This window comes from Streptomyces collinus, assembly GCF_031348265.1.
GTDB classification, from domain to species: Bacteria; Actinomycetota; Actinomycetes; order Streptomycetales; family Streptomycetaceae; genus Streptomyces; species Streptomyces collinus.
The window spans coordinates 2,693,869-2,705,373 of sequence record NZ_CP133771.1 but is presented as its reverse complement, the minus strand read 5'-3'; the positions used below and the strand labels follow the sequence as shown (position 1 = coordinate 2,705,373).

The window sequence follows — 11,505 nt, the reverse complement described above, 5'->3', positions numbered from 1 at the left end:
TCGGTGGGCGGCGGGGACTACTTGAGGTCGCTCTCCTTGATGTAGCCGGAGTCGACGACCTCCTTCTGGTAGTTCGCCTTGTCCACCGCGACCGGCTCCAGCAGGTACGCCGGGACGACCTTCGCGCCGTTGTCGTAGGTCTTGGTGTCGTTGACCTCGGGCTTCTTCTTGTTGAGCAGCGCGTCGACCATGTTCGAGGACACCTTGGCGAGCTGGCGGGTGTCCTTGTAGACGGTCATCGACTGCTGGCCGGCGATGATCGACTTCACCGAGGCGACCTCGGCGTCCTGGCCTGTGACGACCGGCAGCGGCTTGCTCTTGGAGCCGTAGTCGTCGGACTTCAGCGCCGACAGGATGCCGATGGAGATGCCGTCGTAGGGGGACAGGACGGCGTCGACGCGCTCGCTCTTGTAGGCCGAGGTCAGGATGTCGTCCATGCGCTTCTGGGCGGTGCCGCCGTCCCAGCGCAGGGTGGTGACCTGGTTGAGCTTGGTCTGCTTGGAGCGGACGACGAGCTGCTTCTTGTCGATGTAGGGCTGCAGGACGTTCATCGCGCCCTGGAAGAAGTAGCGGGTGTTGTTGTCGTCGTTGGAGCCGGCGAACAGCTCGATGTTGAAGGGGCCCTTCTTGGAGCCGTCCTTCAGGCCGAGCTTCTCGACGATGTAGCTGCCCTGGAGCTCGCCGACCTTCTCGTTGTCGAAGGAGGCGTAGTAGTCGACGTTCTGCGTGCCGAGGATCAGGCGGTCGTAGGAGATGACCGGGATGTTCGCGTCCTTGGCCTGCTGGAGGACGTTGTTCATCGACTTGTTGTCGATCGCGGCGATGATCAGCGCCTTGACGCCCTGCGTGATCAGGTTCTCGACCTGCGAGACCTGCTGGTCGGGGTCGTCCTCGCCGTAGACCAGCTTGGTCTTGTAGCCCTTGGACTCCAGGTCCGCGACGACGTTCTTGCCGTCGGCGATCCAGCGCTCGGAGGACTTGGTCGGCATCGCGATGCCGATGGTGGCGCCCTTGGTGTCGCCTCCGGACTCCTTGCTGCCTCCCTCACCGCTCTGGCCGCAGGCGGACAGGGTGAGGGCGAGGGACGCGGCTCCGGCTATGGCGGTGAGGGCGGCTCTGCGGTTACGCATGATCATCATCCTTGATCTGTGTGCAGGGCTCGGTCTGGGGGGCGCGAAGTCGCTCCGGGTGGTCGTGCCGGAAAGACCGAGAAGATGTGGTGGATTCTGGTTGGCTGTGTCGTCTTCTGTGAAGCCGAGTTTCCGGAACGTTATGCCGGGATTTCGAACCGTTGCAGATCGCCGGGCAGCCGCGAGCCCAGCGGCGCCATGTCGCCGTCCGCGCCGTGGCGGGCCAGCAGGTCCAGGGCGAGCCGGCCGCGACGCACCCGCTCCTTGGCGGTGGCCAGGGTCACATCCCGCATGTGGTGCCCGTAGGGGTAGATCCCGGGGGCCTTCGACAGGCCGAACTTCAGGTAGAGCGGCGCGCCGCGTCTGATCAGCTCGGCGACCTCGTACATCCGCACGTACCCGCCGAGGTCGTCGGGGGCCTCGATGTACATGTCCATGGGGGCGCCGGAGACCCGGCGGATTTCGGTGAGGTGGTCGAGGGTGAGATCGCTCGGCACGTTGATCGAGTCGCCGCCGAGGTTCTCGTACACGGCGTAGGCGGTCGGGTTGACCGGGCCGATCAGCGCCGACACCTTGAAGGTCGTGTCGGCGGGCAGGATCCCGGCGACACGGGCCCGGTGCAGCGTCCACAGCACGCCCTCGTCGGCGATGAGCAGGCACTTGACGCCCAGCTCGGTCGCGCGGACGGCGTCCTCCACACAGCCGGCGACCGCGTCGTGGCCACGGGCCCTGAGGCCGCCGCCCCTGGAGTCGGTACGGGTCGAGCCGCCGATGTCCCAGGTGCCGCGCGGGCCGGTGAAGAGGCAGAGCTCGATGTCACGCTCGGCCGTCGCCTCCACCATCTCGGTGATCTCGGCGTCGGTCAGCATCCAGACGCCGCTGCCCTGGCTGATCCGGTGGATCGGCACGTCGAGGCGCGAGGACTCCTTGAGGACCACGCCGAGCGCCTCGGGCCCCTCCACGGAGGGCACCTCGGTGCGCCAGCGCCCACCGCCCGGGAAGCTGTGCGGGGAGGCGTCGGCGGGGTCGAGGGCGGGCGCGCTCAGTCCGAGCGCGGTAAGCGCCTGCTCGCCGGGCCGGCGCGGCGACGGTGCGGTGGTGTCGGTCACTGGCTGTCCTTCACATTCGATATTTCGGACGAGGTTCGCGGCTCTGGGTACAACGAGATTGTGGGTGTACGCCGGTACGAAGTCGTCAGGTACCCCGCACCGGCGTACGACTGAGGGTGGGTCAAGGCCGCAGCAGGACCTTTCCGACCGTCGGGTCGCCGGACCCCACCAGCTCGATGGCCTGGGGGAACTCCTCCAGCGGAAGCTCGTGCGTGACGAGCGGCAGCGGATCGAGGAGCCCGGCCCCGAAGACCCGCACGGTGTGCGCCCAGGCGTCCGGCGCCGCGCCGAACACCGTCTGCACCTCGAGCTGGCGTACGACCAGATCCGTCGGGTCGAGCCCGTCCGCGCCCGGCGCCGGGATGCCCGTCAGGACCAGGCGGCCACCGCGCCGCAGCAGGGCGGCGGCGGTACGCGCGGCGTCCGCGGATCCGGCGGTCTCGATGACGACGTCGAAGTCGCCCGGAAGCTCCTGGTCCTTGGTCAGGAACTCCGTGGCGCCGAACCGCTTGGACAACTCGGCCCGGTCCGGACGGGTGCCCACGACGAGCAGCTCGGCCGGTGAGGCCGCCTTCAGGAACTGAACGGCGAACATGCCGAGCGTTCCGGTGCCCACGACCGCGACCCGCTCACCGGGAACGGCCCGCGCCTTGAGCGCGGCGGCCGCGATGCACGCGGCCGGCTCCAGCAGCGCCGCCGCCGTCAGATCGGCGTCGTCGGCCAGGACGTGCAGCAGACGGGCGGGGAGCGTCAACGTGGTGGCCATGGCGCCCGGCTGGGTGAAGCCGGTCTCCTCGTACCCCGCGGTGCACAGCGTGGTCTCGCCCGCGTGACAGCGGTCGCACACCTGGCAGTTGCGGAAGCCCTCGCCGACGACCTTGCGGCCTACGAGACTTGAAGGAACGCCGTCTCCGACCGCGGTCACCGTCCCGGACCACTCGTGGCCCGGGGTGAGGGGGTAACGGACGTATCCTTCGGGCCGGTTGCCCTGGAAGACCTCACGGTCGCTGCCGCAGATCCCCGAGGCGTGCACCCGGACCAGGGCCTCGCCGGCCTCCGGCTGTCGAGGCTCGTGCGGCACCAGCCGGTGCTCGCCCGGAGCCTCGATCACCACGGCGGAGTTCACTGGTTCCCCCTGGCGCCGGGGCGGCGGGTCCTCACTGGGTGCCCTTCGGCTTGCGCTGCTCCCAGCCCTCGGCCCACAGGTCGAAACGGGCCTGCTGCTGGGGGAACTCCGCCGCGGCGTCCACGTCCAGCTCGACACCGAGACCGGGCTCGTGGGAGAGGTGGAAGCAGCCGTCCTCGGGGTTGACCTGGGGGGCGCCCTTGATGACCTTCTTGATGTCCGCGTCCGCGAAGTCGTTGAAGTGCTCAAGGACCTTGAAGTTGGGGGCGGTGAAGCCGACCTGCAGCGAGGCGGCGGTCAGCACCGGCCCGCCCACGTTGTGCGGGGCGACCAGCATGTAGTGGGTCTCGGCCGTGGCGGCGAGCTTGCGGGTCTCCCAGATGCCGCCGATGTGGCCGACGTCGGGCTGGATGATGTCGACGGCCTGGCTCTCGAAGAGCTCGCGGAACTCGATGCGGTCGTGGATGCGCTCACCCGTGGCGACCGGCATGTCGACCTTGGCGGCGACTTTCTCCAGCGCCTTCAGGTTCTCCGGCGGCACCGGCTCCTCCAGCCACGCGGGCTTGAAGGGCGCCAGGTCCTTGGCGAGGCGGACGGCGGTGGAGGGCGAGAACCGGCCGTGCATCTCCAGCATCAGCTCGGCGTCCGGCCCGATGGCGTCGCGCACGGCCTCGATCAGCGAGACGGCGTACAGGCTCTCCTTGTGGTCCAGCTCGAAGTGGCCGGTGCCGAAGGGGTCGATCTTGAGCGCCCGGTATCCCCGCTCCATGACGCCCCGCGCCGCCTTGTGGTACGCCTCGGGCGTGCGCTCGGTGGTGTACCAGCCGTTGGCGTACGCCTTGACCTTGTCGGTGACCTTGCCGCCGAGCAACTGCCAGACGGGCACGCCGAGGGCCTTGCCCTTGATGTCCCAGCAGGCCATCTCGATCACGGCGATGCCGGACATCACGATCTCGCCGGCCCGGCCGTAGTCGCCGTACTTCATCCGCTTGACGAGATCCTCGACAGCGAACGGGTCCGAGCCGAGAATGTGGTTGGTCTTCGCCTCGTGCAGATAGCCGAGGAGCGCGTCGGTGTGGCCCAGCATGCGGGTCTCGCCGACTCCGGTGAGTCCCTCGTCGGTGTGCACCTGCACGTAGGTCAGATTCCGCCAGGGCGTTCCTACCACGTGTGTGCTGATTCCCGTGATGCGCACGGTACTCCCTGCCCTCATCGAGTTTGTTCGAGATTGTTCGAGATTTCGTCACCTGTTCGAAATGCTGGTCGCGACAGTAAGGACGACCGGTCGGGGTGTCAATGGGTCGACGTGACAACGGTTTCAGGTCGCCGACCGGGATCGTGACGAATAGGTGGAAACAACCCCCGCTCAGGCCCTGAGAAGTAGCGCTCATTGTGAGCGTGATGACCCGGATGTTGGTCATGTCCATAGCGGATGCCAGGTCGTACCGGCGGGGCGGACGGTCTCCGTGGGGTGGGTGTCGAGCGACTGTTCCCGGCCATGGTGGCATGGGCCGGGTGGTGATCGGTTTGAACGCTCCGAACTACCGAAAGGCGGCTCTGGCGGGCCGATCGGCCCTTGTATCGCCCCGATGCGCGGCGGCGGGGCGGCCCGCGTCAACGCGTTCGGGCCAACGGGCTGTCCCCGGCCGGGACGCACCCCGCAGGAGGCCGCCTTCGTGACATTCGGCGACCGGCGCGTTATTCAACCGTGACGGCCGACCTTGCGCAGCCCTCTTGACCGCCCTGAATTGTTAGCGCTCACAATGTCTCCGCATTCACCACTCGTCGCCCCATGGCCTCTGAGGAGGTACGAGCGTCGTGCCCCAACCGCGTCAACTCGCCTTCCCGTCCGGTGCCTCGGGGCGTACCGGAACCCCGACGTGAAGCCGGCCAAGCGGACTTGTCCGCCCGCGGCACAGGTCTTACCCGCAGCACAGGTCTTACCGGCAGACGATCACCAGGGAGGTGCGGCCGTGACCCACTCGCAGTTGCGACCGCCCACCATGGCCGACGTGGCACGCCAGGCCGGTGTGTCCCACCAGACCGTCTCCCGCGTACTGGGCGATCACCCCAATGTGCGGGAAGCGACCCGGGCCAAGGTGCTGCGGGCGATCGAGGAGATGGGCTACCGCCGCAACTTCTCCGCACGGGCCCTCGCCACCCGGCGCACCCGGACCCTGGGCGTGGTCGCCTCCAACACCACGCTCTACGGCCCGGCCAGCACACTCTTCGCGCTGGAGGAGGCGGCCCGGGCCCAGGGGTACCTCGTCTCGACGGTCAGTGTGCGTGAGCTGACGGTCGAGGCCCTGGCCGAGGCGCTGGACCGCCTCAGCGAGGGAGGGGTGGAGGGGGTGATCGCCCTCGCCCCGCAGCGCTCGGCCGTCCAGGCCCTCGCCGAACTCCGCCACCCCTTCCCGGTGGTGGCCGTCGGCACCGGGTCCGGCGCCGAGATCCCCAGCGTCAACGTCGACCAGCACCTGGGCGCGCGGCTCGCCACCGGCCACCTGCTGGCCGCCGGTCACCGCAGGGTCTGGCACCTCGCCGGACCCGAGGACTGGCAGGAGGCGCGGGACCGCACCGCAGGCTGGCGTGAGACTCTCGAAGAGGCAGGCGTGGAACCGCCGATGGCCCTGCGGGGGGACTGGAGCCCGCTGTCGGGCTACCGGGCCGGCCAGGAACTGGCGGGCTGGGTGGGCCGGGGCCTGACCGCCGTCTTCGTCGCCAACGACCAGATGGCACTGGGGGTGTTGCGGGCCCTGCGCGAGGCGGGCGTGCGCACTCCCCAGGACGTGGCGGTGGTCGGCTTCGACGACATCCCGGAGTCGGAGTTCTTCGCCCCACCGCTCACCACCGTCCGGCAGGACTTCTCCACGGTGGGCCAGCGAAGCATCGCCCTGCTGCTGGACCTCATCGAGGGGCGGACCCCGTCCGGCACCTCCACGGTCGCGATCGAACCCCAACTCGTCGTCCGTGCCAGTACGTTCCCGTACATCCCCCAACCGGGCACCGCGCCCGGCTGACGACCCACCGCCTCCTTGCGCCCCCCACTGCACATGTCCGAAATCTCGAACAATGCTCGACAGGCTGGACGCACTGCGGTCGGTCCCATCGAGTGACAACCGAGTACCAGGGGCCCTCCCCGAACCGGCTCTTCAAAGGAGAAGACACATGCTCAACAGACGGAACTTCCTCACCGCGGCGGTCGGCGTGGCGGCGGCGGGCACCCTGGCGGCCTGCGCCAAGGAGGACGGCGGCCCTTCCGACTCCTCCTCCGGCGGCAGCAAGGCGATCACCCTCGGCTTCGCCCAGGTCGGCTCCGAGAGCGGCTGGCGCACCGCCAACACCGACTCGGTGAAGTCGGCCGCCAAGGAGGCGGGCATCAAGCTGCAGTTCTCCGACGCGCAGCAGAAGCCGGAGAACCAGATCTCCGCGATCCGCAGCTTCATCGCGCAGAAGGTGGACGTCATCGCCTTCTCGCCGGTGGTCGTCAAGGGCTGGGACGCCGTGCTCAACGAGGCCAAGAGGGCGAACATCCCGGTCGTCCTGACCGACCGGTCCGTCGAGAGCGACGAGTCCCTGTTCGTCACCCTGGTCGGCTCCGACTTCACCGACGAGGGCCGCCGTGCCGCCAAGATCCTGGAGAAGGTTCTGGAGAAGGCCGGCCACAAGGGCAAGGTGAAGATCGCCCAGCTGGAGGGCACCACCGGTGCCGCCCCCGCGATCGAGCGCGCCAAGGGCTTCAAGGAGGTCATGGACGCGGAGCACAAGGACGACTGGGAGATCGTCGCCAGCCAGACCGGTGACTTCACCCGGGCCGGCGGCAAGCAGGTCATGGCGGCCTTCCTGCAGTCCAACCCGGACATCGACGTGCTGTTCGCGCACAACGACGACATGGGCCTCGGCGCCATCCAGGCCATCGAGGCGGCCGGCAAGAAGCCCGGCAAGGACATCCTCATCGTCACGGTCGACGGCGTGAAGGACGGCTTCATCGCCATGTCCGAAGGCAAGATCAACGCGATCGTCGAGTGCAACCCGCTGCTCGGCCCCCAGCTCATGGAGGTCGTGAAGAAGGTGCAGGCGGGCGAGACGGTCGAGCGCTGGATCAAGACCAAGGAGAGCGACTTCATGCAGGACCAGGCCAAGGACGCGCTCCCCACCCGTAAGTACTGACCGACCGCACCCACCGGCAGGGAGCCTCCGGCCGACCGGCGACCACCCGGTCCCGGGAGGCTCCCTGCGGGCCTGAACCCATTTCAAGGAGAGCGCTGCCATGGCAGAGCCGCGGCCCGTCCTGGAGATGACGGGCATTGTCAAAGAGTTTCCGGGGGTACGGGCTCTGTCGGGCGTCGACTTCCGGCTCTTCCCCGGCGAGATCCACGCCCTCATGGGCGAGAACGGGGCCGGGAAGTCCACCCTCATCAAGGTGCTGACCGGGGTCTACTCCCTGGACGGCGGCACCATCACCCTCGACGGCAAGGCCGTGCGGATCGGCAGCCCGCTTCAGGCACAGCACGCCGGCATCAGCACGGTCTACCAGGAGGTCAACCTCTGCCCCAACCTCTCGGTGGCGGAGAACATCTTCATCGGCCGTGAACCCACCCGCGCGGGCCGCATCCAGTGGAAGCAGATACGCAAGCAGGCCGCGGAGATGGTCGACCGGCTCGGCCTCGACATCGACGTGACGGCGCCGCTGTCCTCGTACCCGCTGGCCGTGCAGCAACTGGTCGCGATCGTACGGTCGGTGGGCCACGGCGACAGCGACGGCGAGGGCTCCGGCACCAAGGTGCTCGTCCTGGACGAGCCCACCTCGAGCCTCGACCGCGACGAGGTCCTCGAACTGTTCCGCCTGATGCGGCGGCTGCGGGACGAGGGCGTCGCGATCCTCTTCGTGTCGCACTTCCTCGACCAGATCTACGAGATCTGCGACCGCATGACCGTGCTGCGCAACGGCACCCTGGTCGGCGAGCACATGGTGGCCGACCTCGACCAGGTCGGGCTGATCGAGCTGATGATCGGCAAGGCCCTGGACCAGCTGGAGGAGCTCCACGAGCACCAGATGCGCTCCGACGTCGGCGAGACGCTTCTCAAGGCCGAGGGCCTCGGCCGCGCCGGCGGTATCGCCCCCTTCGACCTGGAGATCAAGAAGGGCGAGGTGCTCGGCCTCGCCGGACTGCTCGGCTCGGGCCGCACCGAACTGGCCCGGCTGCTGTTCGGCGCCGACCAGCCCGACAGCGGCAAGGTGAGCATCGCAGGCAAGCAGGTTTCGATGAGCGCCCCCAACGACGCCATCGGCGCCGGGGTCGCGTTCTGCTCGGAGAACCGCAAGACCGAGGGCCTCGTCCCCGATCTCACGGTGCGCGAGAACATCATCCTCGCCCTCCAGGCGTCCCGCGGCTGGACCCGGCCCATCCCGGCCTCCCAGCGCGACGAACTCGTCGCCAAGTACATCAAGGCCCTCGACATCCGCCCCGCCGACCCCGAGGCCCGCGTCGGCCGGCTCAGCGGCGGCAACCAGCAGAAGGTGCTGCTCGCCCGCTGGCTGATCACCCAGCCGAAGCTGCTGATCCTCGACGAGCCCACGCGCGGCATCGACGTCGGCGCCAAGGCCGAGATCCAGAAGCTCGTGGTCTCCCTGTCCGAGGACGGCATGTCGGTGCTGTACATCGCGGCCGAACTGGAGGAGGTGCTCCGGCTCAGCCACACCATCGGAGTGCTGCGCGACCGCAAGCTCGTCGCGCGCATCACCAACGGGCCGGAGATCACCACCAGCAAGATCCTGGAGACCATCGCGAGCGGAGAGCACCAGTGAGTACCCCGGCAGTGACCACCCCCTCCCGCTGGCGAGCACTGACGCACCACCACCTGTTCTGGCCGGTCGCGGTCCTGATCTTCCTGCTGCTCGTCAACGTCCCCTTCACCCCCGACTTCTTCGCGATCAGGATGACGGACGGCCACCTCTACGGCAGCCTCGTCTCGATCGTGCTGTACGGCTCACCGCTTATCCTCGTGGCGGTCGGCATGACCCTGGTCATCGCCACCGGCGGCATCGACCTCTCCGTCGGTGCCGTGGTCGCCATCACCGGCGCCCTGACCTGCTCGTACATCAGCGACCAGGCCGACCAGAACGCGCTGGCGGGGGTCTTCCTCGCCATGGGCGTCGGCCTGGTGGCGGCCGTGGTCTGCGGCCTGTGGAACGGCTTCCTGGTCGCCCGGATGGGCATCCAGCCCATCATCGCGACCCTCATCATCATGGTCGCCGGGCGCGGTGTCGCCCAGCTGATCACCGACGGCCAGATCATCACCACCAACAGCGAGCCGTACAAGTTCATCGGCGGCGGCTACTGGCTGACGCTGCCCTTCTCCATCTTCGTGGTGGCCGCCGTCGTGGCCGTCACGGTCGCGCTGACCCGCCGTACGGCGCTCGGCCTGCTCGTCGAGTCGGTCGGCGGCAACGCGGAGGCCAGCCGCCTGGTCGGCATCCGCTCCCGACGCATCAAGATCATGGTGTACATGTTCTGCGCCCTGTGCGCGGGCATCGCCGGCCTGATGATCAGCTCCAACACCTCGGCCGCGGACGGCAACAACGCCGGTCTGTGGATCGAGCTGGACGCGATCCTCGCGGTCGTCATCGGCGGCACCTCGCTGCTCGGCGGCCGGTTCTCCATCGGCGGCACCGTGATCGGCGCCCTCGTCATCCAGACCCTGACCACCACGATCTACACCATCGGCGTGCCCACGCAGACCAACCTGGTCTTCAAGGCCGCCGTCGTCATCGTCGTCTGTCTGCTGCAGTCCCCGAAGTTCCGGGCCAAGGTCTTCGGCGCGAAGGGCGCCCGGACCACCGCCCCGGCGGAGCCCGCCACCCCGGCCGACGCCGCCCCTGAGATGGAGGTGTCGCGATGAGCGCGACTACCAAGACCCGTACGGCAGCGGAAGGCCGTACGCCGTCCACGGCCGCGCGCCTGCTCGGCGATCAGCGGCTGCCCGTGCTGGTCACGGCCGGCCTGTTCCTCGCGATGTACATCGGCGGGCTCAGCCGCTACCAGAACTACGGTTTCGGTGAACCGCAGGTCTTCCTCAACCTGTTGATCGACAACAGCTACCTGCTGGTCGCCGCCGTCGGCGCCACCTTCGTCATCATGTCCGGCGGCATCGACCTGTCCGTCGGCTCGCTGATCGGCTTCACCACCATGTTCACGGCGTGGCTGGTGGAGCGTCAGGGGCTGCCGCTGCTGCTGGTCATCCCGCTCGCCCTGGGCGTGGGCGCGTTCGGCGGCTTCCTCATGGGCTATGTGATCCACAACTTCGAGATCCAGCCCTTCATCGTGACCCTCGCCGGCCTCTTCCTCTTCCGGGGCCTCTGCCTGGTCATCAACAAGGAGTCCATCTCCATCAGCGACTCCACGGTGAGCAGCATGGCCCAGACCCGGGTGTCGCTCGGACTGGGGGAGCTGTCGATCGGCGCGATCGTGGCGCTGGTGGTGCTGGGAGCCGCGTTCTACGTGTTGCACTACACGCGCTTCGGCCGCCGGGTGTACGCCGTCGGCGGCAACGAGCAGTCGGCGCTGCTGATGGGGCTTCCGCTGGGCGGCACGAAGATCGCCGTGTACACGTTGAGCGGCTTCTGCTCGGCGCTGGCAGGCCTGCTGTTCATGCTGTACATCCAGTCCGGTGACCCGCTGCACGCCGTCGGCATGGAACTCGACGCGATCGCCGCGGTCGTCATCGGCGGCACGCTGCTGACGGGCGGCTCCGGCTACGTCCTGGGCACCCTCTTCGGTGTCCTCGTGCTGGGCCTGATCAAGAGCATCATCCAGTTCGAGGGCACGCTCAGCTCCTGGTGGACGAAGATCGCCACCGGTGTCCTGCTCTGCGCGTTCATCCTGATCCAGCGGGCCATGACGAACCGTAAGCAGACCTGACCCGAGGAGAACGCCCGCGGACCCACGCGGTCCCTCCCACCCCACGCGGTCCGTCGCACACCCCCCGTGCGACGGACCGCGTGGCATGTCCGGGCCCGCCACCGGAGGATCGCGGCGAATGGTCGGGCTTGACCTCAAGTGGGCAAAGCGGAAAGGCGGGTTCCGCACACAACCTTCACATCGGCCTCTAGGAACGCCCCCCGTGCGGAACTTAGTCT

Annotated in this window: 9 protein-coding genes; 5 read left to right on the top strand and 4 right to left on the bottom strand. The window is 68.5% G+C overall.

Features of this window, described 5'->3' with window-relative positions:
• Positions 1 to 17: 17 nt before the first annotated feature.
• From chvE to RFN52_RS12180, 4 genes are all read right to left on the bottom strand, one after another.
• Positions 18 to 1,130 (bottom strand): multiple monosaccharide ABC transporter substrate-binding protein, encoded by a 1,113-nt coding sequence (gene chvE, locus RFN52_RS12195; RefSeq protein ID WP_351118216.1) that lies wholly within the window; start codon positions 1,128 to 1,130, stop codon positions 18 to 20.
• Between the two features lie 140 nt (positions 1,131 to 1,270).
• Positions 1,271 to 2,239 carry a hypothetical protein gene (locus RFN52_RS12190; RefSeq protein WP_184845915.1) on the bottom strand — a complete coding sequence of 323 codons (969 nt, stop codon included), beginning with the start codon at positions 2,237 to 2,239 and terminating at the stop codon, positions 1,271 to 1,273.
• A gap of 121 nt (positions 2,240 to 2,360) precedes the next feature.
• Positions 2,361 to 3,365, bottom strand: a complete 1,005-nt coding sequence (locus RFN52_RS12185) for a zinc-dependent alcohol dehydrogenase (RefSeq protein WP_184845913.1) — start codon at positions 3,363 to 3,365, stop codon at positions 2,361 to 2,363.
• Positions 3,366 to 3,396: 31 nt separating this feature from the next.
• Positions 3,397 to 4,560: a mandelate racemase/muconate lactonizing enzyme family protein gene (locus tag RFN52_RS12180; protein WP_107454750.1), complete on the bottom strand. Its 1,164-nt coding sequence runs from the start codon at positions 4,558 to 4,560 to the stop codon at positions 3,397 to 3,399.
• A gap of 778 nt (positions 4,561 to 5,338) precedes the next feature.
• On the opposite strand from RFN52_RS12180, the gene RFN52_RS12175 reads away from it, so the two are divergent.
• The 5 genes from RFN52_RS12175 to yjfF all read left to right on the top strand — a co-directional run bounded on the left by RFN52_RS12175 (position 5,339) and on the right by yjfF (position 11,287).
• Complete coding sequence (locus RFN52_RS12175) at positions 5,339 to 6,385, top strand: LacI family DNA-binding transcriptional regulator (RefSeq protein ID WP_184845911.1); 1,047 nt, start codon at positions 5,339 to 5,341, stop codon at positions 6,383 to 6,385.
• Positions 6,386 to 6,533: 148 nt separating this feature from the next.
• Complete coding sequence (locus RFN52_RS12170; protein WP_184845909.1) at positions 6,534 to 7,535, top strand: ABC transporter substrate-binding protein; 1,002 nt, start codon at positions 6,534 to 6,536, stop codon at positions 7,533 to 7,535.
• A 100-nt stretch (positions 7,536 to 7,635) separates the two neighbouring features.
• Positions 7,636 to 9,174 carry a sugar ABC transporter ATP-binding protein gene (locus RFN52_RS12165; RefSeq protein ID WP_184845908.1) on the top strand — a complete coding sequence of 513 codons (1,539 nt, stop codon included), beginning with the start codon at positions 7,636 to 7,638 and terminating at the stop codon, positions 9,172 to 9,174.
• On the top strand, positions 9,171 to 10,268 hold the full coding sequence (locus RFN52_RS12160) for an ABC transporter permease (RefSeq protein WP_229856265.1): 1,098 nt from the start codon (positions 9,171 to 9,173) through the stop codon (positions 10,266 to 10,268). Before RFN52_RS12165 ends, RFN52_RS12160 begins: the two co-directional genes overlap by 4 nt.
• Positions 10,265 to 11,287: a galactofuranose ABC transporter, permease protein YjfF gene (gene yjfF, locus RFN52_RS12155; protein WP_184845907.1), complete on the top strand. Its 1,023-nt coding sequence runs from the start codon at positions 10,265 to 10,267 to the stop codon at positions 11,285 to 11,287. Before RFN52_RS12160 ends, yjfF begins: the two co-directional genes overlap by 4 nt.
• Positions 11,288 to 11,505: the final 218 nt, after the last annotated feature.

Bases quoted from the DNA above. Each gene is read 5' to 3' on its own strand.
- yjfF (WP_184845907.1), top strand. From the start codon at position 10,265: ATGAGCGCGACTACCAAGACCCGTACGGCAGCGGAAGGCCGTACGCCG.
- RFN52_RS12165 (WP_184845908.1), top strand. From the start codon at position 7,636: ATGGCAGAGCCGCGGCCCGTCCTGGAGATGACGGGCATTGTCAAAGAG.
- chvE (WP_351118216.1), bottom strand. From the start codon at position 1,130: ATGCGTAACCGCAGAGCCGCCCTCACCGCCATAGCCGGAGCCGCGTCC.
- RFN52_RS12170 (WP_184845909.1), top strand. From the start codon at position 6,534: ATGCTCAACAGACGGAACTTCCTCACCGCGGCGGTCGGCGTGGCGGCG.